General features: G+C 53.6%; 24 protein-coding genes. 6 read left to right on the top strand and 18 right to left on the bottom strand.

What is annotated here, in order from left to right:
* Positions 1-76 precede the first annotated feature (76 nt).
* The 5 genes from ACE15A_RS06575 to ACE15A_RS06555 all read right to left on the bottom strand — a co-directional run bounded on the left by ACE15A_RS06575 (position 77) and on the right by ACE15A_RS06555 (position 6,157).
* Positions 77-646 carry a UbiX family flavin prenyltransferase gene (locus ACE15A_RS06575; RefSeq protein WP_000825682.1) on the bottom strand — a complete coding sequence of 190 codons (570 nt, stop codon included), beginning with the start codon at positions 644-646 and terminating at the stop codon, positions 77-79.
* A gap of 26 nt (positions 647-672) precedes the next feature.
* Positions 673-2,079, bottom strand: coding sequence for an amino acid permease (locus ACE15A_RS06570; protein WP_053507769.1), 1,407 nt, complete (start codon positions 2,077-2,079; stop codon positions 673-675).
* A gap of 63 nt (positions 2,080-2,142) precedes the next feature.
* Positions 2,143-3,246 (bottom strand): alanine/ornithine racemase family PLP-dependent enzyme, encoded by a 1,104-nt coding sequence (locus tag ACE15A_RS06565; RefSeq protein ID WP_023248526.1) that lies wholly within the window; start codon positions 3,244-3,246, stop codon positions 2,143-2,145.
* A gap of 1 nt (position 3,247) precedes the next feature.
* A complete protein-coding gene (locus ACE15A_RS06560; RefSeq protein ID WP_023178218.1) occupies positions 3,248-4,669 on the bottom strand; it encodes an APC family permease in 1,422 nt (473 codons plus the stop codon).
* A 90-nt stretch (positions 4,670-4,759) separates the two neighbouring features.
* Positions 4,760-6,157 carry an alanine racemase gene (locus tag ACE15A_RS06555; protein WP_000132306.1) on the bottom strand — a complete coding sequence of 466 codons (1,398 nt, stop codon included), beginning with the start codon at positions 6,155-6,157 and terminating at the stop codon, positions 4,760-4,762.
* Positions 6,158-6,367: 210 nt separating this feature from the next.
* Here ACE15A_RS06555 and ACE15A_RS06550 point away from each other — a divergent pair, with 210 nt between their 5' ends.
* Entirely contained in the window at positions 6,368-7,795 is a 1,428-nt protein-coding gene (locus ACE15A_RS06550) for a sigma-54-dependent Fis family transcriptional regulator (RefSeq protein WP_023247486.1), read from the top strand.
* A 34-nt stretch (positions 7,796-7,829) separates the two neighbouring features.
* On the opposite strand, the gene purF is transcribed toward ACE15A_RS06550, so the two are convergent.
* From purF to pdxB, 9 genes are all read right to left on the bottom strand, one after another.
* Positions 7,830-9,347, bottom strand: a complete 1,518-nt coding sequence (gene purF, locus ACE15A_RS06545) for an amidophosphoribosyltransferase (protein WP_053507770.1) — start codon at positions 9,345-9,347, stop codon at positions 7,830-7,832.
* A 37-nt stretch (positions 9,348-9,384) separates the two neighbouring features.
* Positions 9,385-9,873, bottom strand: a complete 489-nt coding sequence (gene cvpA / locus ACE15A_RS06540) for a colicin V production protein (protein ID WP_000262102.1) — start codon at positions 9,871-9,873, stop codon at positions 9,385-9,387.
* A gap of 313 nt (positions 9,874-10,186) precedes the next feature.
* Positions 10,187-10,855 (bottom strand): cell division protein DedD, encoded by a 669-nt coding sequence (gene dedD / locus ACE15A_RS06535; RefSeq protein ID WP_053507771.1) that lies wholly within the window; start codon positions 10,853-10,855, stop codon positions 10,187-10,189.
* The gene (gene folC / locus ACE15A_RS06530) at positions 10,845-12,113 is read right to left on the bottom strand and encodes a bifunctional tetrahydrofolate synthase/dihydrofolate synthase (protein WP_053507772.1); all 1,269 of its coding nucleotides are present in this window, start codon (positions 12,111-12,113) and stop codon (positions 10,845-10,847) included. Before folC ends, dedD begins: the two co-directional genes overlap by 11 nt.
* A 67-nt stretch (positions 12,114-12,180) precedes the next feature.
* Complete coding sequence (gene accD / locus ACE15A_RS06525) at positions 12,181-13,095, bottom strand: acetyl-CoA carboxylase, carboxyltransferase subunit beta (RefSeq protein WP_023247483.1); 915 nt, start codon at positions 13,093-13,095, stop codon at positions 12,181-12,183.
* Positions 13,096-13,244: 149 nt separating this feature from the next.
* The gene (locus ACE15A_RS06520; RefSeq protein ID WP_000364312.1) at positions 13,245-13,904 is read right to left on the bottom strand and encodes a DedA family protein; all 660 of its coding nucleotides are present in this window, start codon (positions 13,902-13,904) and stop codon (positions 13,245-13,247) included.
* 48 nt (positions 13,905-13,952) lie between these two features.
* A complete protein-coding gene (gene truA, locus ACE15A_RS06515) occupies positions 13,953-14,765 on the bottom strand; it encodes a tRNA pseudouridine(38-40) synthase TruA (protein WP_023247482.1) in 813 nt (270 codons plus the stop codon).
* The gene (locus ACE15A_RS06510; protein ID WP_053507773.1) at positions 14,765-15,778 is read right to left on the bottom strand and encodes an aspartate-semialdehyde dehydrogenase; all 1,014 of its coding nucleotides are present in this window, start codon (positions 15,776-15,778) and stop codon (positions 14,765-14,767) included. The genes truA and ACE15A_RS06510 overlap by 1 nt, the downstream gene beginning before the upstream one ends.
* 60 nt (positions 15,779-15,838) lie before the next feature.
* The gene (gene pdxB / locus ACE15A_RS06505; protein WP_023247480.1) at positions 15,839-16,975 is read right to left on the bottom strand and encodes a 4-phosphoerythronate dehydrogenase PdxB; all 1,137 of its coding nucleotides are present in this window, start codon (positions 16,973-16,975) and stop codon (positions 15,839-15,841) included.
* A 103-nt stretch (positions 16,976-17,078) separates the two neighbouring features.
* Here pdxB and flk point away from each other — a divergent pair, with 103 nt between their 5' ends.
* Positions 17,079-18,080, top strand: coding sequence for a flagella biosynthesis regulator Flk (gene flk, locus ACE15A_RS06500; protein ID WP_053507774.1), 1,002 nt, complete (start codon positions 17,079-17,081; stop codon positions 18,078-18,080).
* Here flk and ACE15A_RS06495 read toward each other — a convergent pair.
* Complete coding sequence (locus ACE15A_RS06495; RefSeq protein ID WP_053507775.1) at positions 18,077-19,255, bottom strand: MFS transporter; 1,179 nt, start codon at positions 19,253-19,255, stop codon at positions 18,077-18,079. The two genes, flk and ACE15A_RS06495, sit on opposite strands and share 4 nt — an antisense overlap.
* A gap of 178 nt (positions 19,256-19,433) precedes the next feature.
* A complete protein-coding gene (locus ACE15A_RS06490) occupies positions 19,434-19,808 on the bottom strand; it encodes a bacteriophage protein (protein ID WP_023247477.1) in 375 nt (124 codons plus the stop codon).
* A 172-nt stretch (positions 19,809-19,980) separates the two neighbouring features.
* On the opposite strand from ACE15A_RS06490, the gene ACE15A_RS06485 reads away from it, so the two are divergent.
* The 3 genes from ACE15A_RS06485 to ACE15A_RS06475 all read left to right on the top strand — a co-directional run bounded on the left by ACE15A_RS06485 (position 19,981) and on the right by ACE15A_RS06475 (position 21,284).
* Complete coding sequence (locus ACE15A_RS06485) at positions 19,981-20,229, top strand: transcriptional regulator (protein ID WP_023247476.1); 249 nt, start codon at positions 19,981-19,983, stop codon at positions 20,227-20,229.
* Between the two features lie 168 nt (positions 20,230-20,397).
* Positions 20,398-20,766: an NlpC/P60 family protein gene (locus ACE15A_RS06480; RefSeq protein ID WP_023247475.1), complete on the top strand. Its 369-nt coding sequence runs from the start codon at positions 20,398-20,400 to the stop codon at positions 20,764-20,766.
* Positions 20,766-21,284: a YbjP/YqhG family protein gene (locus tag ACE15A_RS06475; protein WP_053507776.1), complete on the top strand. Its 519-nt coding sequence runs from the start codon at positions 20,766-20,768 to the stop codon at positions 21,282-21,284. Before ACE15A_RS06480 ends, ACE15A_RS06475 begins: the two co-directional genes overlap by 1 nt.
* Before the next feature lie 70 nt (positions 21,285-21,354).
* Here ACE15A_RS06475 and fabB read toward each other — a convergent pair whose 3' ends face one another.
* Positions 21,355-22,575: a beta-ketoacyl-ACP synthase I gene (gene fabB / locus ACE15A_RS06470; RefSeq protein WP_023247473.1), complete on the bottom strand. Its 1,221-nt coding sequence runs from the start codon at positions 22,573-22,575 to the stop codon at positions 21,355-21,357.
* Between the two features lie 159 nt (positions 22,576-22,734).
* Here fabB and mnmC point away from each other — a divergent pair, with 159 nt between their 5' ends.
* The gene (mnmC, locus tag ACE15A_RS06465; protein WP_053507777.1) at positions 22,735-24,735 is read left to right on the top strand and encodes a bifunctional tRNA (5-methylaminomethyl-2-thiouridine)(34)-methyltransferase MnmD/FAD-dependent 5-carboxymethylaminomethyl-2-thiouridine(34) oxidoreductase MnmC; all 2,001 of its coding nucleotides are present in this window, start codon (positions 22,735-22,737) and stop codon (positions 24,733-24,735) included.
* Positions 24,736-24,782: 47 nt separating this feature from the next.
* Here the strand turns inward: mnmC and ACE15A_RS06460 are convergent, their stop codons facing one another.
* Positions 24,783-25,058 carry a YfcL family protein gene (locus tag ACE15A_RS06460; protein WP_000559749.1) on the bottom strand — a complete coding sequence of 92 codons (276 nt, stop codon included), beginning with the start codon at positions 25,056-25,058 and terminating at the stop codon, positions 24,783-24,785.
* Between the last annotated feature and the right edge of the window lie 20 nt (positions 25,059-25,078).

Below are 25,078 nucleotides of genomic sequence, written 5' to 3'. Positions count from 1 at the left end.
TGAGGATATGATCGCGGTTACAAAATTGCCCTGAAACAGGGCAACAGGGACAATAATGCACGCTAAACAGACAACGCTATGCGCCCTGCCAGCGAACAAAAAGATCGTGCGGAAGGGGGATGTCAAACTGATCCAGAACTCGGTTAACCGTTTGATTTATAACATCATCTAACGTCTGTGGAAGATGATAAAAAGCCGGAACTGGCGGCATAATCACCGCGCCTATCTCAGCGGCCTGGGTCATTAAACGCAAATGCCCGATATGCAGCGGTGTTTCGCGCACGCATAACACCAGAGGTCGCCGCTCTTTCAATATCACATCCGCCGCGCGGGTAAGCAGTCCGTCAGTATAACTGTGGACAATCCCCGACAGCGTTTTAATCGAACAGGGCAAGATAACCATTCCCGCCGTCGGGTAAGAGCCCGAGGAAATACTGGCGGCAATGTCGCGCGCATCGTGCGTCACATCGGCCAGCGCCTGCACCTCGCGCAGCGAAAAATGGGTCTCCAGCGCCAGCGTTTGCCGGGCCGCCTGGCTCATCACCAGATGCGTTTCCACGCTATCGACATCGCGCAAAATTTGTAATAAGCGCACGCCATAAATCGCTCCGCTGGCGCCGCTAATTCCTACAATGAGTCGTTTCATGTTCTCTTACCGTTTACGAGCGCCGTTCATCCCACTGTGTTACGTAATCGGTTCAAAGTGGGTTTGAAGAGATACCATGACAAAAGAATCCCTATCATAAAAGCCAGCTCAACCAACATTATCACTACCCCCTGCTCACTAAACCAGGTGCCGACCATAATGGCAAAATTGGTGATAATGACAAATCGGGCCGTCCAGGGGAAAAGCGGCGATCGATAGCGTAGCAAATCGCTGGCGTACGTTCCATTACGCACCGATTGCCGGAAGCGATACTGGCACCATCCGATGGTTATCCATGCAAGGCAACCCACCTGCCCGGTACTGGCGATCAGATATAAATAAAATTGCTGCGCGGGAATATAGCGGGTCAGCAACGACACCAACGCCAGCAAAGCCGTGATTAAAATAGCATACACCGGCACGCCGCCGCCGTTCGTTTTACCAAAGCAGGCTGGCGCAAAGCGATCGCCCGCCATAGACCATAACATACGCGAACTGGCGTAAATGGCCGAGTTGGCGGCAGAAACCGCGGCGGAAAAGATCACCAGCGTCATCAGCGTATCCGCCCCCGGAATGCCCGCGTGGGAGAATACCCATACAAAGGGACTTTGTCCATTTGGCGTCAGTTCATGCGGATAGACCAGCGCCAGCACCGCAATCGCCAGGCCGTAAAACAAAATGATTCTGAGACCAATCCCCAGGATCACTTTCGGTAAAATAATGTGCGGCGATTCGGTCTCCCCTGCCGCATTTCCTACCAGTTCCACCCCCTGGAAGGAGTAAATCACGATCGTCATACAGACCACAATTTGCTCCCAACCGTGGGGAAACCACATTCCGTCTGTTTTTAACGTCGGGTGCCAGTCGCTATGGCCCATTAGCGAGTAGATCATGACCCCGCCCGCGCAGATAAACAGCACGATCGCGAAGACCTTAATGGCCGAAAGCCAGTATTCGCATTCGCCAAAACTTTTTGCGGAGGTGAGATTGATGGCCGTCAGGATGAGCAGAATCGCCAGGCAGAACATATATACCGGAACCGCGGGGAAAAACTGGTGAGCAATAAACCCTGCGGCAGTGAGGTCGGCCGCAAGGGAAAATACCCAGCTAAACCAGTAAAGCCAGCCAATGGTATAGCTCCAGCCAGGTGACGGCATAAACATCAGCGCGTAATGTTGAAATGAGCCAGAGTGAGGAAAGGCGCATGATAATTCGCCAAGACACATCATCGTCGCCAGCATAATGGTTCCGGCAAACAGATAGGCCAGTAAGGTTCCCGCCGGCCCGACACTGCTTAACGGTTCGGCAATGCCGATAAATAAGCCGGTGCCAATCGTGCCGCCCAACGACATCATCAGCAGATGCCGCTTTTTCAGGTTACGCCGCAGACCGCCTTCAGGCTCTGCTGGCGGTGATTGTTGCAGGGTATCCATCGTTACTCCCTGTCTTTCGTGAGGTCAAAGATGCCGCCGCGACATAGCCGCGGCGGTTATGCGTTAACGCGTAAACCTCCAGGCGACGCCTTTGGTCTGGCAGGCCATTAACAGGCCCGTATAATCCAGCTCAAAGCGAACCACATCGCCTACTTTTAGCGACTGACGACAATCTTCAATATCCACCAGCGTATGATCGCTGGTTTGTCCTAAGATAGTGATAGCGTCGTCGCATGGCACACAGTTATCCGACGGCACATCCTGACGACCAAACGCCAGCAATGCGCGTCGGCGTATGCCACGATCGACAAAGGTTTTACTTTGCAAAAAGGCATCGACGCCCAGCTCCCCGACCGGGACGGTCGGTTTACGGTTCAGTTCGATGATTTCCGCTTCCAGGATATACATATCGGAACAGGCTTTATCGACCGGTTTTGCGGAGTGGTGAAATTCATTCAGGTATTTCATGTCCACATATTCAATACCGAATTCATGCAGTCCGCCGATGCGCAGATGATTCAGCCCCTGCGGCCAGATACCTTTATCCAGCAGGTGATAGCTGGTGCAGTTTCCCGCAGAAAGCCGCCGGACAGGAATACCGCTGTCGGCTTCCAGCCGGGCGGCCAGCGCCAGAAAATCCTCGCCATTTTTTACCGTTGGCAACACGGTGCCGTAACAATTAAAGTTGGTGCCCAGTCCATATAATTCCAGACCGGGCAGACCAGTAATCAGAGTCACGGTCTCAAGAATGCGTTGATATTCACCAAACCAGATACCCTCGCGTAAATCGCCCATATCCACCATCAGTAATACCTGATGCGTTTTCCCCTGGCGTTGGGCTTCTTGCGATAATGCCCGTAATACCACCGGCTCGCTATTTAAACTAATATCCGCGTAGCGCACCACATCTTCGATTTCACTCAGACACGGGCTGCGTAACAGGCAGGTCGTACATCCTGTCTCGCGTATTTTTTTCAAATTATAGGTTCGTGATTCAGCAATAACGGTAATTCCGCCGTTGAACACCGCCTGCGCGGTTTCCACGCAGCCGTCAAAAACTTTATTGACAGCCATCACGTCAATACCGCTGCTTGCCAGCAGAGCTTTTTCCGTGCGGGCGTTTTCTTCCAGCTTGCGTAGATTTATTTCCAGAACTGGCATATACATTTTATTTTCCTCCCGCCATGCTTAAACGGGCATTACGTTTCTGCGCCCGATGGTAAATGTACTCCGCGACGACAACCGCCAGCACGGCTCCGCCAATAATTTTCCCGGCGTACTGGAAATATCCGCCCATATCAATTTGAGAAGGTGGAATAAATAACAGCGCAACGGCAAAGGCGATAGAAAGAAAGCCCAGCGCGGGTAAAATAGCCGGTAAAACCTTGCCCGGAATTTTAAAACTTCTTGGCGTATCCGGCTGAGTCTTACGTAAACGCCAGAACGCCGGGAACATCACCAGATAAGGAATAAAATAGGTGATGGTCGTTAGCGCCGTTAACATCCAGTAAGCCGCCGCAACGCTTGGCGAAATAAAAGTCGAAAAACACAGGACCGTGACAATAATCGCCTGTACAGTCAAGGCAAAGGCGGGAGTTTTCCACACCGGATGTAATTTGCCGATTCGGTCCCCCAGCAGATTATCTTCACGCGAGGCTTCCTGGAGCATATAAATCGGCCCCACCAGCCAGGAGTTAATCTGCCCGAGAGCGCCAAAAAACATACAGATGGCCATAACAGGAATTAACCACGGCATATGCAGCGTGTCCGCAGCAGCATGCATAGCCTGCATGACGCCTGCCACGATGTCGGTTTTCCCGGCGGGTAAAAGCGTATTTAGCGCCCATGTGCCGACCATATAGATCCCAACGATAACGGCGGCGGAGACGGCCATCGCTCGCGGAAAATCACGCTGTGGATTACGGGTACGCCCGGCAATCATCGGGGCGACCTCCAGTCCGGCAAACGCAAACATCATGCTGGATAAGAAAACGATCGTATCCCAGTGTCCGAGATCCGGAATCCAGTTTTTCGCTGTAGCGTAGTCTGTCTGCATCTGGTGTCCGGTACATAGCCATACCACCGCCAGCAAAATGAGGATGGCGGAGGGAATAAATACGCCGCACCAGGCGCTGATGCTATTAATAATTTTTGTCCATTCCATCCCGCGGATATTCATCAGCGTTAATAGCCAGAAAATCACCGCGGAACCAATACCGATAAACGCTTTATTTTCCGCCAGGCCGCCGCCGATCATATAGCCCAGCGCGGTAAAGCCGAATTGCAACATTAATGGGAAAAACAGTACGCAGGAAAAGAGAAAACAAACCACTACAATCCATGCAATACGTTTACCAAATGCCTCTTTAATCCAGACAAATATCCCGCCATCTTTCGGCCAGCCGGTTGACAGCTCGCCGCATACCATCGCTAAAGGAAAAAACAAACAGAATGCGGCTATCACCCATAACAACATGGCCGATGCCCCGTAAGGCGCCACGTTAGGGATTTGCCGCAAACTCAGAATAGCGATGACATTCATAAAGACAATGTCTTTGATGCCAAGTAAGCCAGAATTCGTGTTACTCATGGCCATCTCCTGTTATGCATTCAGGCATCACTGCCCTCTTCTTATCATCTGACGACGGGCTTCAGCATGAAACTGAAGCCCAAAACAGTATTAATAAATGTCGTACTTGACCATATCTTCGTAACTGTCTTCCCGACGAATCAGACGCGTCTCACCATTTTTATCGATCATCACCACGCCCGTGCGCGGACGGTTGTTATAAACAGTTTGACTTTCAATGGTGTATGCCCCGGCGTCAAGAAACGCGACAATATCGCCAACATGAGTCTCCTTCGGCAGTAAAAACTCTTCGCCTTTCACTCCCATGTGGAAATAATCTCCGCCATCACACAGCGGCCCGGCTAATTTTATCCAGGCGTCGTGCGCTGCCGTCATGCGAGAGGCGTTATAGACATAAAAGAACCAGTCAAAATGCTGGCTGTCAGAGAGTACGCTGTAACCAGCGTCGACAAATTTCCATTCAACGTGGCATTCCACATTGCCGTTAAGATCGTAATTTGTTTTACGTTTTTCGCAGGAGACTTCCGTCAGTAAAACCGCCGCCGACCCGGTCACTTTACGTCCCGGTTCAATACATATTTCCACATCGGTACGCCATTTATGCACTTCGCGAATGACCGCATCGGCAAAATCCTGAGCGGTAATACCGGCATACATATTATCTTTTAACGGGTCGCCATTCTCGTCGTCATATTTATAGGGAACCGGAATTCCGCCGCCCACGTTGATCAAATCAAATTTAATACCGAGCACTTCTTCCAGGCGACGGGATTCATCCACCAGCACTTTGGTCGCTTTTGCGAAAGGCTCTGACTCCGGCACCTGATCGCCCACATGCATATGCAAACCGCGTAAATGTACATAAGGCATTGCCAGAATGCGGCGGCAGGTTTCTTCCGCCTGTTCCAGGTCGAGACCCGACTTCGCATGGAAAGCGGTAACCAATTCCGCATGCGTCGCCGAGGGAACATTCGGCTCTACGCGGACGCAAACATTGGCGACTTTCTTCAGCTTGCGAGAGATGGCATCAATATGTTCCAGCTCATACAGGCTATCAACATTAATAAGATACAGATCGTTAGCGATGGCATATTCCAGATCGGCAGGCTTTTTCACCACGCCGTTGAAGACGATCTGATCGCCGCGAAAGCCTATCTCCAGACACTTGCGAACCTCATATTGTGAGTTTGCCTCCGCGCAAATTCCGGCGTCACGAATGGCTTTCAACACCCCCATGACCGAGCAGGTTTTTGACGCAAAGAAGGTTTTGGTATTTTTATGCGCCGCAAATGCCTGCTGGATTTCATGAATGTTACGAATAATCTCCGGCTCAGAAAACACATAAAATGGCGTGGGATACTGGCGCGCCAGAGCGTCCAGATCGACCCCTTCAAAACACAAATGACCGTCTTTGTGCTGGAAACGGCGATCGCCGTTGATTACCTGCTCACGTAGCTGGTTGTAATTCTGCATAATCGAGTCAGTCATAACGCCCTCTGCTTAATGTTTATGGTAAAAATCCGCGTGCTTTACAGGGATAAAGCAAAGGGCATGCCACTATTTTTTATCAAAATAATCAAATGGTTATAAAAAGAAGTTTTTCCTCATTTTCGTCATTGAGTTTGCTATTCATCACAACGACGAAAATTCGTCACTTTTATAATGGCAACATGAGAAATAGATATGAGGAATGCGTGTATGGCATCCACCAATCAGGAACTGGCCTCGGCGCTCAGGATGTTTTCCCGCTTTTTCGATTTGATTCATCAGCCATTGGCCGTTATTAATGAGCGTGGTGAATACGTTTACTACAATCAGGAAAGCGCGGATCTGGACGGCTACAGCATTGAACGGGCAATGGGAAAACATATGCTGGATGTCTATCCGGGCATGAAAGAGACCCAAAGTACGATGCTTTCATCGTTAAAAAAAGGCGTGGAATACATTGGTCATTATCAAATTTATTACAATGCGCGAGGCCAGGCCGTTGACTATCAGCACACCACCGCGCCGCTCTATGCAAGCGATGGCGGCATGGTCGGCGTTATCGAAATCGGCAGGAATATGTCCGGCGTCAGGCGACTCCAGGAGCAGGTGGTAGAACTGAACCAACTGCTGTATGCCGATCACCATGAGAAGCACCACGCCATTATTACCGAAAACCCGGAAATGCTCAGTCATATCGCCAAAGCCAAACGGCTGGCCGCCAGTAATATTCCGGTGACGATTGTCGGGGAGACGGGAACGGGTAAGGAGCTATTTTCCCGCCTGATACATCAATGCAGCAAGCGGGCGAATAAACCGTTCATCGCCCTGAACTGCGGCGCTCTACCGCCTACGCTTATAGAAAGTACGCTTTTTGGCACCGTGCGCGGCGCCTATACCGGCGCGGAAAATAGCCAGGGTTATCTGGAACTGGCAAACGGGGGAACGCTCTTTCTGGATGAGCTGAACGCCATGCCGATAGAGATGCAAAGTAAGTTGCTACGATTCTTACAGGATAAAACCTTCTGGCGGCTCGGCGGACAACAACAACTCCACTCTGACGTCAGGATCGTTGCCGCCATGAACGAAGCGCCCGTCAAATTGATTCAACAAGAACGCCTGCGGGCAGATCTTTTTTATCGGTTGAGCGTCGGAATGTTGACGCTACCGCCGTTGCGCGCCCGCCCGGAAGATATTCCCTTACTGGCGAATTATTTCATTGATAAATACCGTAATGACGTACCGCAAGATATTCACGGATTAAGCGAGACGGCGCGTAATGACCTGCTCAACCACGCCTGGCCGGGTAATGTCAGGATGCTGGAAAATGCGATTGTACGCAGCATGATCATGCAGGAAAAAGACGGGCTGCTTAAGCACATCATTTTTGAGCAGGATGAGTTAAATTTAGGTGTAGCGGAAGCCGCTACGGGAAATCCCCTTCCCCCGTTGCCCGATCCGCAGTATGAGGGGTCGCTGGAGGTGCGGGTTGCCAACTACGAAAGGCATTTAATAGAAACCGCGCTGGATACGCATCAGGGAAACATTGCCGCCGCGGCCCGCAGTCTTAACGTATCCCGCACCACGTTACAGTACAAAGTACAAAAATACGGTATCCGCTTCGGCGTAGTACGTAATTGAAATGGCCAGCGGCATCGCGCCGCTGGCAAAGCCATTAGCCTTCGTTATGCATTTCCAGGTTTTCCATTTCGTTCTGGAACAGCACCGCTTTGGCGTCGTCATTACGTAATGAATCCAGGAAGTCGAGGTATTGCTGGTCTACGTCTTTGGTGACATATACCCCGTTAAATACCGAACATTCAAACTGCTGGATATCCGGATTTTCCGCGCGTACGGCTTCGATCAGATCGTTCAGATCCTGGAAGATAAGCCCGTCTGCGCCGATGATCTGACGAATCTCATCCACCTCGCGGCCATGCGCGATCAGCTCATTGGCCGTCGGCATATCAATGCCATAAACGTTGGGGAAACGAATTTCCGGCGCGGCAGACGCCAGGTACACCTTCTTCGCGCCTGCTTCCCGGGCCATTTCGATGATCTGCTCTGATGTGGTGCCACGCACGATGGAATCATCCACCAGCAGGACGTTCTTATCGCGGAATTCCGCGCGATTAGCATTGAGCTTACGGCGCACGGATTTACGGCGTAGCTGTTGGCCCGGCATGATAAAGGTACGTCCCACGTAACGATTTTTGACAAATCCCTGGCGGTACGGCTTGCCGAGAATACGGGCAATTTCCAGGGCGATATCGCAGGAGGTTTCCGGGATAGGGATCACGACGTCGATGTCCAGATCTTCCCATTCACGAGCGATTTTTTCGCCAAGTTTGGTGCCCATATTCACACGAGCGCTGTAGACGGAGATCTTGTCGATAAAGGAGTCCGGGCGAGCAAAATAAACGTACTCAAACAGACAGGGGTTACTGACCGGGTTATCCGCGCACTGGCGCGTGAACAGTTGCCCCTTTTCGGTAATATAGATAGCTTCGCCCGGCGCGACATCGCGCAGGAATTCAAAGCCCAGCGTATCCAGCGCCACGCTTTCAGAAGCGACCATATACTCCGTACGACCATCGCCAACGTCACGCTTGCCCAGCACTAACGGGCGAATGCCGTGCGGATCGCGAAAAGCCACCATGCCGTGGCCGATAATCATCACCACGCAGGCATAGGCGCCGCGGATTTGACGGTTAGTCGCGGCAATCGCGGCAAAAATATTGTCGGCTTCCAGCGGATAGTGACGGAAGTTGTCGAGCTCGCTGGCGAAAATATTGAGCAGGATTTCGGAATCGGAGGTGGTGTTGATATGACGGCGCTTTTCTTCAAACAGCTTTTTACGTAGCTCGTGCGCATTAGTCAGATTGCCATTATGGGCCAACGTGATGCCATACGGCGAGTTGACGTAAAAAGGTTGCGCTTCGGAAGCGCTGGAGCTGCCTGCGGTAGGGTAACGCACATGGCCGATCCCCATGTTGCCCTGCAAACGCTGCATGTGGCGAGCTTCAAAAATATCGTTCACCAGCCCGTTTGCCTTACGCAAGCGGAAGCAGTTATTCGCATCAATGGTGATGATGCCGGCAGCATCCTGACCACGATGCTGGAGCACTGTTAACGCGTCATAAATCGACTGGTTGACCGGCATAACACCGGCGATACCGACAATACCGCACATACGTCATTTTCCTCGTTAAGCCACATCTCAGAACCTATTACGTCCTGGGCAAGAAACTCGACGAGCTTTGCAGATAGTCAAAGAACCATCTGATGATGAAGCTGAACTGCGGGATGAGCTGCGATTTGCTCCAGTCTTCGCTTTTCGACAAGCCGGTAAAGGTATCGAGGAAGAACAGAATGGCGGCGACAATCAGCGCGCCTCGCAATGCGCCGAAACAGATCCCCAACACCCGGTCAGTCCCCGACAGGCCGGTCTTTTCTACTAGCTGACCTATCACAAAATTCACGATAGCGCCGACGATAAGCGTCGCGATAAACAGTACCGCGATAGCAATCCCATTACGAACCAGTTCGTCTTCAAAGCCCGTAAACCAGACAGACAGGTAAGTGTAGTAGTGACTGGCGACAAAGAAAGCACAACCCCACGTCACCAGCGATAACGCTTCACGAACAAAGCCGCGGATCAGGCTAACCAGACAGGAAAAAGCAATCACCGCGATAATGGCGTAATCAATCCAGACCATAGATGTCCCACGATTTTACGCCCTGTCGTCCTGTTCGGGGCGCATTCTAACAGAAAAAGAAAACGTTTGCGTAGGGATTTCCTTCCCGCGCGTAAATAAAAATGGCGCTGAAAAAATATTCAACGCCATCACACTTTTTATCTCTTCGGGCACGACCAGAAGAGCCGCCATCGGCCTGATAAGCGCAGGGCATCAGGTTCATTCCTTCTGCCGGATGACGGCGTAAACGCCTTATCCGGCCTACAGAACTTCAGGCATTACCGGATGAATCATCGTAGGCCTTAACGCTGCACGCCATCAGGCAAAACGCGGCTTAGTTCGGGCTATACCCCATCACCACGCCGCTTAACCCGGAAATCTGCTTGAGCTCGCCAAGCGATCCTTTCATCTTATCTTTCGATGCATCCGGCCCGACGAGAATACGGGTTATTTTACCCTGTACCGGCGTTGAGGGGGAAGTATAAACCCGGAACCCGGCGGAACGAAGCTTGCCGACTATCTCGTTGACTTTATCCGCATTTTTCAGCGCGCCCAACTGTACGACATAGGCTTTGCCGGTCGGCGCAGGTTTATCGTCGGCGGCCGGTTTCGGCGCGGGCGTCGGCGTGGAAGCGGCGACAACCGGCTGTTGCGGTTTAGGCTTCGGCTTTTCAACCGACTTCGGTTTAGGCGTCTCCACCGGTATCGGATCAAGCTCGACATTGTTAGACGCCATGCGCGACGGGTCCAGCGACGGCGCTGCCGCATCTCCCGCCCGCACCTCTTCAGCCGCCCCTTCCGGCGGCTGTGTCGGCAGCGCCTGCGTTGCGGCAGGCATCATATCCGGCTCATCACGGTCGCCAGGCTTCGGTACCAGTGGAATCGCAGCAAATTCATCCTGATAATGCTTTTTCTGTCCGTCCAGCAGACCGGGAAGCACAATAACCCCCAGCGCGACTAACACAATCGTGCCGACTAAACGATTCTGAAACTTACTCGCCACCGATTCTCCCCGCGTCTATCACTTGCATAACATGTGCGACGGTGTGGAATGATCCGCACACCAGCACGGTATCTTCTGGCTGCGCCGCGTCGATGGCGGCCTGCCATGCCTGCGCGACGCTATCATAGACATTCCCTTTCCCCAGATGTTCCAGAAGTTGTTCCGCCGTCGCGCCGCGCGGCCCCTCTAACGGAGCACAATACCAGTCGTCAACCACGCTTTTCAACCAGGCTAACGTTCCGGCGATATCTTTATCATGCAGCATACCAATCACCGCAAGCACACGCCCGCGTTTCGGCAACGTTTTCAGACGACCCGTCAGGTATTCCGCCGCGTGGGGATTATGGGCGACATCAAAGATAACGCGTGGCGACTCACTCACAATTTGAAAACGTCCCGGCAAGGTAGCCTGTGCAATACCGTCGCGAATCGCCTGTTCGTCAATGTTCAACCCGCTGGCGCGCAGCGCGGCCAGAGCGGTGGCGGCATTCGGCTGGGGAACCTGCGGCAACGGCAATCCGGCAAGCGTGCCGTCGCCATCGGTAAACGCCCAGTGGGTCGCTGTCGCCTCATAACACCAGTCAACGCCGCGACGCCGCAGCAGCGCGTCGGTCTCCTGCGCAACATCCGCGATGGTTGCCGGCATTTCCGGTTCGCCGACAATAGCGGGTTTTTCCGCACGAAAAATCCCGGCCTTCTCGCGGCCGATACTTTCGCGATCCGGCCCCAGCCAGTCAGTGTGGTCAAGCGCGATGCTGGTAATTACCGCCACATCGGCATCCACAATGTTCGTGGCGTCCAGGCGCCCGCCCAGCCCCACCTCCAGGATCACCACGTCAAGGTTAGCCTGTTTAAACAGCCACAATGCCGACAACGTACCATATTCAAAATAGGTCAATGAAATATCGCCGCGCGCCGCTTCTATTTCCGCAAAGGACGCGGTATGCGCGGATTCCGCTAATTCTTTCCCCTGCACGCGCACGCGCTCGGTGTAACGTACCAGATGAGGCGAACTATAGACGCCCACACGATATCCCGCCGCTATTAACACTGACTCCAGCGTTCGACAGGTCGTACCTTTGCCGTTGGTTCCCGCAACGGTAAAAACGAATGGCGCAGGTTTGAGGATGTCCAGACGCGCTGCCACCTGGCTTACGCGTTCAAGGCCTAAATCGATACTCTTGCTGTGCAGGTTTTCCAGATAAGAAAGCCACGAGGCCAGGGGCGACGCAGCTTGAGGTATAGATTTGTTTTTCATTGATTCCGCTGCTTCTTTACGGTGAAAAGCAAAAGGGCAGAGCCTGCGGCCCTGCCCTTTTCAGTTATCAGGCCTCAGACTCCTGATCCGGCGCCGGAGGCACCACCACGCCTTCACGCGGGGCGTCCGGGTTCGGCGCAGGCAGATTCATCAGCTTCGCCAGAATGCTCGCCAGCTTCAGGCGCATTTCCGGACGGCGGACGATCATATCGATCGCGCCTTTTTCGATCAGGAACTCACTGCGCTGGAATCCCGGCGGGAGCTTTTCACGGACGGTTTGTTCGATAACACGCGGGCCGGCGAAGCCAATGAGGGCTTTTGGCTCGGCGATGTTGAGATCGCCCAGCATTGCAAAACTGGCGGAAACGCCGCCCATTGTCGGATCGGTCAACACTGAGATGTAGGGCAGACCACGTTCCTGCATTTTAGCCAGCGCCGCCGAGGTTTTCGCCATCTGCATCAGAGACATCAGCGCTTCTTGCATACGCGCGCCGCCGGAAGCAGAGAAACACACTAACGGACAGTTGTCTTCCAGCGCCTGTTCAACAGCGCGAACGAAGCGTGCGCCAACGACAGACCCCATTGATCCGCCCATGAACGCGAATTCAAACGCGGCGGCGACAATCGGCATACCGTGAAGCGTCCCTTTCATGACCACCAGCGCGTCTTTCTCGCCGGTTTCTTTCTGCGCGGACGCCAGTCTGTCTTTATATTTTTTGGAATCGCGGAACTTGAGCACGTCTTTAGGCTCCAGCTCGCTACCCAACTCCACAAGGGAACCTTCATCTAACAGGCTATGCAGGCGATTGCGCGCCGACATGCGCATATGATGGTCACACTTAGGACAGACCTCAAGATTACGTTCCAGCTCAGCGCGGTATAAAACCTGACCGCAGCTATCACACTTGGTCCACACCCCTTCAGGAATGCTTGCCTTGCGGGTGGGAGTAATGTTGCTTTTAATTCGTTCAATCCAGCTCATTGGTGACCTTTCTGCCTGAACCTTAGTCAGCTTTATTATAAGGGGCGCATAATGCCATTTTTGCCCCCAACAGACCATGAATGTTGCACATTAAAACATAACAGCCCGAAACTTTGGATAAAAAAGTGGTCGAACCGCTGAGTTACTTTCTATTTTGCGGCACGCGACGCAGCGCGCTTATGCCGAACAATCTCAATGACGCCTGGTAATATCGAAACCACGATAATCCCGACAATCAGCAGCTTAAGGTTATCCTGAATCAACGGTATCGTACCGAAGAAATAACCAGCGTAGGTAAAGAGCAGCACCCACAGCAGCGCGCCGATGACGTTATAGGCGGCAAAATGCCGATAGGACATGTGCCCCATCCCTGCCACAAACGGCGCAAAGGTTCTGACGATCGGCACAAAGCGAGCGAGAATGATCGTTTTACCGCCGTGTTTTTCATAAAACTGATGGGTTTTATCCAGGTAGCTGCGGCGGAAAATTTTTGAATTCGGATTACTGAACAGTTTTTCGCCGAACAGTCGACCAATGGTGTAATTCACCGCATCGCCAACAATCGCGGCGATCAGCATTAACGCCACCATGATATGCACATTGAGATCGTTGGTTTCCAGCGAAGCCAGCGCCCCGGCGACAAACAGCAGCGAGTCGCCCGGCAGGAACGGCGTGACGACCAGGCCGGTTTCACAGAACAAAATCAAAAACAAAATGGCGTACACCCAGACGCCGTACTCCGCGACCAGTTCCGCCAGATGCACATCGATGTGCAGGATAAAATCAATAATAAAGTAGATCAGGTCCATATTTGCCTTTGCCTTTCTACCCAACACGTTTCGGGTATGCGATTCGGATTAGTCCGCCAGAAATAGCGGGCCCATTGGCGGTTTTGGAAGGTCAAACCGGTCAGGGTAATCCACCGCAACCAAATATAGCCCTTCCGCCTTCGCCGTTGCCGCCGCCAGCGTTCTGTCCTTCGCTGCTAACAGCTCTGCGATCCAGCTCTCCGGCTGGTTGTGAGCGCCTACTTCCAGCAGGCTGCCGACAATATTCCTGACCATATGATGGACAAAGGCATTCGCTTTGATATCGACCACCACATAAGGGCCGTGGCGGGTAACGTTAATGTGCATCACATTACGCCACGGCGTACGCGACTGGCACTGCACCGCGCGAAACGAGGTAAAATCATTTTCGCCAAGCAGACACTGCGCCGCGCGATGCATCCGCGCTGCATCCAGCGGCTCATAGTAATGCGTCACGCCTTTTGCTAACACCGCAGGACGCAGTCGATGATTGTAGATGATATAGCGATAACGGCGAGCCGTAGCGCTAAAACGCGCGTGAAAATCATCCGGAACAGTTTTCACCCAGCGCACGGCAATGTCACCAGGCAAATTCGCATTTACCCCCAGCGTCCACGCCGCATCTTTGCGCAATGCAGTCGTTTCGAAATGGACAACCTGCCCGGTGCCGTGAACGCCGGCATCGGTACGCCCGGCGCAGAACACGTTAATAGGTTCATTCGCCACCTGCGAGAGCGCTTTTTCCAGCTTTTCCTGCACGCTGCGCACTTCATTCTGACGCTGCCAGCCATAATACTTACTGCCATCGTACTCAATGCCCAGCGCAATTTTATAGACCGGCGATGATTGCTGTCCGGACATCAGTACAGATACTCCTGCACCAGCTTCTCCGCAATTTTAACGGCCATCAGCGCGCCGCCGAAACGCACGTTGTCCGCCACTGACCAGAACTGAATTTGTTCCGGCATACCGTAATCATTATGTACACAGCCAACAGAAAGCTGTGGATTGCCGGAAGCGTCGCCCACCTGCGTCGGGTAATCCGTTTCTTCTGACAGTACGATATCTTCGCCGCGGGAAAATGCCTCGCGCGCCTCTTCCGCCGCCAGCGGACGAAGCGCTTCAAAGCTCACCATCTGCGCATGGCCATAGAACACCGGTGACTGCACGACACTGGCGGAGATCATCACGCCATCATCCTGCAAAATTTTACGCACTTCATCGACGATACGACGTTCCTGGCGCACGCTTCCTTCACGATCCGGCAGCAGCGGCAACATATTGAACGCCAACTGGCGACCAAAGAAATCATCCTCATCAATCGGCATGCCGTTAAGCAGCTTCGCACTCTGTCCGGCCAGCGCATCGACCGCTTTTTTCCCCTGCGCGGACGCTGATAACATACTGGTGACGGCGATGCGCGACAGTCCCCCCTGATCGATTAACGGCTTGAGCGCCGCCAGCAGTTGGCTGGTCAGGCTATCGGCGACCGCAATCACGTTACGGTTACGGTAATCTGCCAGTACATGCGGGTTTACTTCCGGCACGACCAGCGGCACATCAGGCTCAAGCGCGAACAGACCGCTTGAATCTATGACCAGGCAACCTGCGTTGGTCGCGTCGTCTACCCAGGCAGCCGATGCCTCTGCGCCAGCAACGAAAAACGCCAACTGCGCCTGCGTCCAGTCAAAGTCCGCCGCATCCTGAACAATGACCGACTTGCCACCAAAACGGAGGTGCTCGCCCGCGCTTTCATGACGCGCCAACGCATAAATTTCACCGACCGGGAACTGGCGTTCAGCCAGTGTTTCAAGCAGGGCTTCGCCTACGGCGCCCGTCGCGCCCAGAACGGCAATATTCCAGCCTTCAGACATGGTGGTTTACTCCAGAAAAGCGTAAGCTCCCCGCTCAGGCAGGGAGCGATAAAAAAGAGATTAACGAGCCGGGTGATGGACCGCGTTAAAACCAAGCTTTTGCAATAAAGCGGCGGCGCTGGCGTCATCACACATGACATACAACGACGACCATTCGCGGCGCTCAAGGTAGTTTTTACGCAGCTTATCGAACTCGCCCGGTATTCCGGCGACCTTACGCAGCGGCGCATCATCGCGGCGCACATCATACACCAAATGCGCCAGTCTTTTCAGCGTCGGTTGATCCAGCGGACCGTGAAGCGTAATACGCCCAAACTCAGGCGCAGGCAGTAATGTCTCCAGCGCGACATGCTGCTCGCGACCGATAAATGCGCTGTACGCCTCAAAGACCTGGGTGGTGCCGCGCGCTTTGCCTTCCAGCGTATAGCCGGCTATATGCGACGTGCCGATATCCACGGCTTCCAGTAGCGCGACGTTAAGATCCGGTTCACCTTCCCACACATCAAGCACCACACTGAGCGGCTGCCCGACATTGAGTCTTGCCAGTAGCGCGGCGTTATCCACCACCGGGCCGCGGCAGGCGTTAATGAGAATAGCGCCGGGTTTCAGTCGGCGGATCAACGCCTCATCGGCCAGATGCAGCGTTTTGTACGGACCGTCTTTATAGAGTGGCGTATGGAAAGTCAGGACATCCGCTTCCCGCACCACCTCATCCAGCGTACGAAAATCCCCCTCGTCCCCGCGTGCGGCGCGTGGCGGATCGCACAGCAACGTGCGGATACCCAACGCTTCAAGCCTTGTCTGTAGCCGGCTTCCGACGTTACCCACGCCGACAATCCCTACTGTGCGATCGCGTAATGAAAAGCCGTCACGTTCGGCCAGCATCAACAGCGCTGAAAACACATACTCCACCACCGCGATAGCATTACAGCCGGGCGCGGCTGTAAAACCGATGCCCGCCTGCTTCAGCCATGCCTCATCTACATGATCGGTGCCTGCCGTAGCAGTACCGACGAAGTTAATCGACGTACCACTCAGCAGCGATTCATTCACTTTCGTGACCGAACGCACCATTAACGCATCGGCATGGTTTAATTCTTCAACGGGGATCGGGCGACCCGGCACCGCGTTTACCTCACCCAGGCGGCTAAATAATTCGCGGGCGTAAGGCATATTTTCATCAACGAGAATTTTCACGACTGTCGTACCTGTTTGAGAACGAGAGTTAACCGGACAAGTGTGCCATAATCTGGCCGCCAGGAATATATTGCTCAGATTTATGGTTAAAGGATAATTAATTATGCATCCCATCTCCGGTGCCCCCGCTCAGCCTCCAGGCGAAGGGCAGAGTCCTCTTTCCGCTGCGGGCGAGCAGCCGCTTTCCATGCAACAGCGTACGGTGCTGGAAAGGCTGATAACGCGCCTGATTTCACTGACCCAGCAGCAAAGCGCGGAGGTATGGGCCGGAATGAAACACGATCTGGGGATAAAAAATGACGCGCCGCTACTGTCGCGCCACTTCCCCGCCGCTGAACAGAATCTCACCCAGCGTCTGGGCGTAGCGCAGCAAAATCACGCCAATCGTCAGGTGCTTTCACAGCTAACGGAGCTGCTTGGCGTCGGGAATAATCGTCAGGCCGTCAGCGATTTTATCCGTCAGCAATACGGCCAAACCGCGCTTAGCCAGCTTACGCCCGATCAACTCAAAAACGTGCTGACGCTCCTGCAACAGGGGCAGCTTTCCATTCCGCAGCCGCAGCAACCTCCGGCAACGGATCGGCCATTATTGCCTGCTGAACATAATACGTTGAATCAGTTGGTGACGAAGCTGGCGGCCGCGACCGGCGAGTCAAGTAAACTTATCTGGCAATCGATGCTGGAACTCTCCGGCGTGAAAAGCGGCGAACTCATTCCGGCAAAGCAGTTTACCCATCTGGCGACGTGGCTACAGGCGCGGCAAACGCTGTCGCTACAACACGCGCCTACGCTGCATACGCTTCAGGCAGCGTTAAAACAACCGCTGGAGCCGGACGAGCTCACGGCGATCAAAGAGTATGCGCAGCACACTTATCAAATTCAGCCGCAAACGGTGCTGACAACCGCCCAGGTGCAGGATTTACTTAACCATATTTTCCTGCGTCGCGTAGAGCGGGAGGCTGATGAGCTGGAACCGCTCTCCATTCAACCCATCTACCGCCCGTTCGCGCCGATGATTGAAACCGTGAAAAATCTGTCAGCGCGACCAGGCCTGTTGTTTATTGCGCTGTTGATTGTACTGGCGCTTTTCTGGCTGGTTTCTTAGCCGCGCCGGAACGATAAAATCGTCACCAGAATACCAACCACCGCGGAGATCGCTCCCGCCAGGAATACGGAAGGATAGCCGCATGACGTGGCCAGCACGCCCGCCAGCGGGCCGGTAACGCCATAGGAGATATCCTGAAACGCGGCGTAGCCGCCGAGCGCCGTACCGCGAACCTGGGAAGGTACGCGTTTCACGACCTCCACGCCCAGCGCCGGGAAAATCAATGAGTACCCAGCCCCGGTGAGCGCCGCGCCTACCAGCGCTATCCAGGCCGTCGGCGCCAGCCACAAGAGCAGCAGTCCTGCCGTCTCAACCAGTAAAGAGACAAGCGCCACGTTAACGCCGCCAAAGCGGTCCGGCATCCAACCGAACAGTACACGCATCAGTACAAACGCACCGCCAAAAGCGGTTAACGTAAACCCTGCCATCGCCCAACCGTTACTGGCGAAGTAAAGTGAAATAAAAGTGCCGATAACGGCAAACCCTACCCCCTGTAGCGCCAGGCCAAGCCCCGGTTTCCAGATAAGCCCGACGACGCTCCACAGCGACGGGCGCTCACCCGCATGAGCAGGCACTTTGCGCACCGTGCCGTTAAACGCCCACGCCAGCAGCGGCAACGCCATGCTCGCCCCCGCCAGAGCGGCAAAACCGAAATGGCTATGAATCAATAATCCCAGCGGCGCACCGGCCGCCAGCGCGCCGTAAATCGCCATTCCATTCCATGACATCACCTTCCCGGAGCGTGCCGGTCCCACCAGCCCCATCCCCCAGGTTAATGTGCCAGTCAGTAACTGACTTTCGCCGAAACCGAGAATTAAGCGCCCGACAATAAGCAGCGCGAATTTTACCGGCTCGGAAACCGGCAACAGCGCAGCCAGCAGCCATGCGGCGCCCGCCAGTCCACAGGCGAGCATCCCCTGTAGCGCCGATCGTTTAGCGCCATATTGATCCGCCAGCCGTCCGGCATAGCCGCGCGTCAATACCGTCGCCAAAAACTGAATGCCCACGGCGATACCAACCATCGTATTGCTATAGCCCAGTTCGTGATGGACAAAAAGCGGAATGACCGGTAACGGCAGGCCGACCGTCATATAGGTCAGAAAAACCGCAAAGGCGATGCGAAACAGCGAAAAATTCGCAGACGGGGTCGTTGTTTTTTGGCTTACTGCTGTCATGCATTACTCCAGAATGCAGAGTAAGGCGGGGAAATGCCACGCCCCCTCTACCTGAGCGTCAGGATTAAGGTGCGTTGGATAACGTTAAACGCTTACGCATTATCAGAAGGATAATGTAGAGCGTGAAGTCTGCCTGTGAGACGCGAAACTTGTCAACCTTGAAATTGCAGCCAGGGTATCAACGTGGCGGCGTATCATCAAACAGAAAGGGAAAGACGGCTTTCATCCCTTTCACCCTAAACCGTCCGGTCACCTGCTTGCGCTGTTCTGGCGTCAGTAACCTGAACATCATCTCCCAGATATCTTTAGGCTCCGCCTCCTGTAAGGAAATGGGCTCTGGCGTCGGTTCCTCTCCGCTGTCGTCCAGATAACGATGAACATAGAGAGGGAGAACAGAGATATGGAACTCCTCGGCCTTTGATTTAACACGCTTACGCCTGACGCCCTCTTTCCCTTCGCTGTACTTATACAAACGTTCGCGAACCGCAGGCTCGCTTCCCGGGAATCCCGGTAAGCCAAGACATTCCTTAACCGTGAACCATTCCTTTGCCATCGGTTTCTTTCCTTTCCCCTGATAAAATAAAAATATTTCTTCTTTTGCGCGAAATTTCGCTTTCTTTCTGGCACTATTCTTAGGGTGAAAAAGAAAGTAACTTTCTTTTTCACACGCTAATTTTCATCTTAAAAATATCGGCGCCGATAACACATCTTCTTAGGATTACAGAATGGAACCAAAAAGCCAAGACTGGCATCGTGCAGATATTAAAAGCGCACTGGAAAAAAGAGGTATTACGCTCAGAGATCTTTCCCGTCAGGCCGGTTTATCACCTGATTCACTGCGCAATGTCTTTACCCGCTCATGGCCGAGAGCCGAACGAATTATTGCGGACGCGCTTGGCGTCACGCCGCAGGAGATCTGGCCGTCGCGCTATGGCGATATGCCGATAAAAAATAATGCTGATACCGCAGAATGATATTTAATGTTGAATGAATTGGTCTTGATTTATCAATCTCACTAATTAATAAATATTTAAATTTATTATATTGAAAATAGTAATAGCACTATCTGTCATGCTTCCCAAATCAAATACTGTTAAAGCATTACGTAATTGCTATTACGTATTTTATTAACAGGAATCATTATGAGCTGGGATAAAAGGATGGCGGTTAATTATGCCAAAGCGCATGCAGGCTCTCATTCTCAAGGTCGGTGTGCGGAATTTACCCGAAAGGCAATTCAGGCAGGCGGTATCACGCTGGGGCATACCTATCATGCGAAAGATTATGGCCCAATGTTAAGAAGCGCCGGATTTACCACTATTGGTACCTATGAAACGCCGCGCGAGGGTGATGTCATCATTATTCAACCTTACGCTGGCGGAAACCCGAGCGGTCACATGGCGATATACGATGGTGCAGAGTGGTATTCGGATTTTAAACAACGCGATATGTGGGCCGGCCCGGGCTACCGGGCAGCCAGGCCCTCATATACCATCTACAGGAAGAATTAATGAAAACGTTCTCCCTTGTTGCGCTAATTCTCTTGCTTTGCAGTTGCTCTACGCCTCATCGCGACAGCAAGCAGACCGTGAAGCAGTTCTACACCTCATGGATGACGACATTTACGAACGATCTGGATACCGGTGACGACTCGAACGCCTTAATGCAACACTACGTTGCTAAAGAAGTTATTCATCGCCTGGCGCTGATTCAGTCTCTTTATGAGCAGGAGATTGTGGAGGCAGATTATTTTATGTATGCGCAGGACTATGCGCCTGAGTGGATTCCACAGTTACGGGTTGGGCAGCCGCACCCTTTCCTCGGCGGCGAAAAAGTGGATGTTCAGTTGGGTACAGAGTCAACCCCCATCCATCTGGAAGTTTATACCCGTTGGGAGGAGGGACGCTGGAAAATTTACCGCGTTCGGGATGCAGACAATGGCTATGAGCAACCGATTTATGACGCAGGCGTCATTACCCGGGCAGAAGCCTGGTCAGCAAAAATCGCGCCGGCATATAAGAAGCATTAAAAAAGGGAACCGACAGGCTCCCTCGTAGATTAATCAGGTACTTACGCCGCCATCCGGCGATATACAAGCGTTATGCTTTCAGTTTACGCATGACCAGTGTGGCGTTAGTACCGCCGAAACCGAAGCTGTTAGACATGACGGTGGTCAGCTTACGCTCGGTCATTTCGGTCACAATATTCAAACCCGCGGCCTGTTCGTCCATCTCTTCAATGTTGATACTCGGCGCGATAAAACCGTGCTCCAGCATCAGCAGTGAGTAGATAGCTTCTTGCACGCCCGCCGCGCCCAGCGAGTGACCGGTCATCGCTTTAGTCGCGGAGATGGCCGGGCTCTTATTACCAAACACTTCGCGAATAGCGCCCAGTTCTTTCACATCGCCTACCGGCGTGGACGTACCGTGGGAGTTCAGGTAATCGATCGGCGTGTTAACGCCATGCATTGCCATTTGCATACAGCGAACCGCGCCTTCGCCTGACGGGGCAACCATATCGGCGCCATCAGAGGTCGCGCCATAGCCGACGATTTCCGCATAGATATGCGCACCGCGCGCCAGAGCGTGTTCCAGCTCTTCAACAACGACCATACCGCCGCCGCCCGCGATGACAAACCCATCACGGTGCGCGTCATAGGTACGGGACGCTTTTTCAGGCGTATCGTTATATTTGGTGGACAGTGCGCCCATCGCGTCGAACTCACAGGCCATTTCCCAGCATAGCTCTTCGCCGCCGCCAGCAAAAACGATGTCCTGCTTGCCCAGTTGGATCTGCTCAACCGCATTGCCGATACAGTGTGCGGAGGTCGCACAAGCGGAGCTAATGGAGTAGTTCACGCCATAAATTTTAAACGGCGTAGCGAGGCAGGCGGAAACGCCGGATGCCATTGCTTTCGTAACCACATAAGGTCCTACCGCTTTCAGACCACGCTGGCTACGCATGGCGTCCGCGCCAAAGACCTGAAATTTCGGGGAGCCGCCGCCGGAGCCTGCAATCAGGCCGACACGCGGGTTATTCTGATAGACTTCCGGCGCCAGACCGGCGTCGGCCACTGCCTGCTCCATAGACAGATAAGCATAGATGGAGGCGTCGCTCATGAAGCGCACGACTTTGCGGTCAATGAGGCCAGTGGTATCCAGTTTTACGTTGCCCCATACCTGGCTACGCATGCCGGCGTCCTTCAGCTCCTGAGAGAAAGTGATCCCTGAACGTCCTTCACGCAGAGATGCCAGGACTTCCTGCTGGTTATTACCGATGCTGGAAACGATGCCCAGGCCAGTAATCACTGCACGTTTCATTCAATACCTCTGTAATTCGCACTATTTTTAAGTTTCGATTGGCACAATAGCGTACACTTGTACGCCGAACAAGTCCGATCAGCCATTTAGTACGGAAATTTGCGCCGTCAGGCACACATCGTTAAGATCGCGACACCGCCCGTCAGACGAGTAACTTACGTGAAACAATACGCCATACAACCCGCCACACTCGAATTTAACGCTGAGGGTACACCTGTTTCCCGAGATTTTGATGATGTCTATTTTTCTAATGACAATGGACTCGAAGAGACACGCTACGTTTTTCTTGGCGGCAATCGTTTTGCGGAGCGATTTCCCGTACATTCACATCCATTATTTATAGTCGCGGAAAGCGGTTTTGGCACCGGACTCAACTTCCTGACGCTGTGGCAGGCGTTTGACGGCTTTCGTTCTGATCATCCGCAGGCGACGCTGCAAAGGTTACATTTCATCAGCTTTGAGAAATTCCCGTTAACGCGCGACGATCTGGCGCTGGCGCACCAACACTGGCCGGAGCTCGCGCCCTGGGCAGAGCAGCTTCAGGCGCAATGGCCGCTGCCGCTCGCGGGATGCCACCGCCTATTGCTGGATCGGGGCCGGGTGACGCTGGATTTGTGGTTTGGCGATATTAATGAATTGACCGACCAACTGGACGCCACGCTAAATCAAACAGTAGACGCCTGGTTCCTCGACGGTTTTGCTCCGGCGAAAAATCCGGATATGTGGACGCCAAACCTGTTTAACGCGATGGCGCGGCTGGCGCGGCCCGGCGCAACGCTGGCGACATTTACCTCGGCAGGTTTCGTCCGTCGGGGATTACAGGAAGCCGGTTTTACCATGCAAAAACGCAAAGGCTTCGGACGTAAACGCGAGATGCTTTGCGGAGTGATGGAACAACACCTCATGCCAACCCTTTCCGCTCCCTGGTTTTACCGCAGCGGAAGCGAAAAACGTGAAACGGCGATCATTGGCGGCGGCATCGCCAGTGCGCTGTTATCACTGGCGTTACTGCGTCGCGGCTGGCAGGTTACACTCTATTGCGCGGACGACCAACCCGCCCAGGGCGCTTCCGGTAATCGACAGGGCGCGCTTTATCCGCTCCTTAGTAAACATGACGCCGCCATTAATCGCTTTTTCCCGACCGCATTCACCTTTGCGCGTCGCCTGTATGACGCCCTGCCCACCTCTTTTGATCATGACTGGTGCGGCGTGACGCAGCTCGGATGGAATGAGAAAAGCCAGCAAAAAATTGCCCAGATGCTGTCCCTGGCGCTCCCCGCCGGACTGGCCTCGGCGCTTAATGCCGAAGAGGCGGAACAGGCGGTTGGCGTCACGACACGCTGCGGGGGAATTACCTATCCGGCAGGCGGCTGGCTGTGCCCGGAACAATTAACCCGCGCAGTCATCGCACTGGCGACCGAACAGGGTTTACAAACGCGCTTTCGCCATACGCTCACGTCGCTCGTTGCGCAGGAGTCGCACTGGCAACTGCGCTTTACGTCAGGTGAAACCGCCAGCCATGAGACCGTCGTCCTGGCGAACGGTCATCAGATTAACCGTTTTGATCAGACCCAGCCGCTGCCGGTTTATGCCGTCGGGGGGCAGGTCAGTCATATTCCCACTACCCCCGCCCTCTCCGCGTTGCGTCAGGTGTTATGTTACGACGGCTATCTGACGCCGCAGAACCCGCATAATCGGCAGCACTGTATTGGCGCCAGCTATCGCCGGGGCGACGAAAGCACCGTCTGGCGCAAAGAAGATCAGCGTCAGAACCGACAGCGTCTGCTTGACTGTTTTCCAAATGCGGACTGGGCCACAGAGGTTGACGTCAGCGGCAACAGCGCTCGTTGTGGCGTGCGTTGCGCCACCCGCGACCATCTGCCTATGGTGGGCAATGTCCCGGATTACCACGCTACGCTGACGCGCTATGCCGATCTAGCCGATAATAAAACGTCGGCGGCGCCTGCGCCTGTATATCCGGGGTTATTTATGCTCGGGGCGCTGGGATCGCGCGGTTTGTGCTCAGCGCCATTATGCGCAGAAATTCTGGCGGCGCAGATGAGTAACGAACCTATTCCACTGGATTCCAGTACACTGGCAGCGTTAAATCCGAATCGGTTATGGGTGAGAAAGTTATTGAAGGGAAAAGCGGTGAAGTAATGGGACAATAGCGGAAGGCGGCGAGCGTCGCCTTCCGGCCCACGGCGTTATTGTTTTGCCTTGTCGAACAAATTGTCCCACATCGCTTTGACTAACGCCTGATCGCGCGGCGACAGTTCGCCGGCGCCGATCGCTTTTTCCAGACTTTGGCTAACGTTGGCATAGACCGCCTCGACAGAGTGGTCATCACCGCTCTCCAGCTCGGCAATGGCTAACGTCAGGTGGCCACGCAGGTATCCACTGGCAAAAAGCTCATCGTCGCTGGCGTGCTCTACCATATCGTCAATTAATGCCAGAATGCGTGATTCAAACTCCGCGATCATCTTCTTTCCTCATTGTAAAC

Source organism: Salmonella sp. HY31, assembly GCF_042604575.1.
In the GTDB taxonomy this organism is placed as follows: domain Bacteria; phylum Pseudomonadota; class Gammaproteobacteria; order Enterobacterales; family Enterobacteriaceae; genus Salmonella; species Salmonella diarizonae.
The sequence above is the reverse complement of the archived record's forward strand: the minus strand, read 5'-3'. Positions and strand labels throughout refer to the sequence as shown.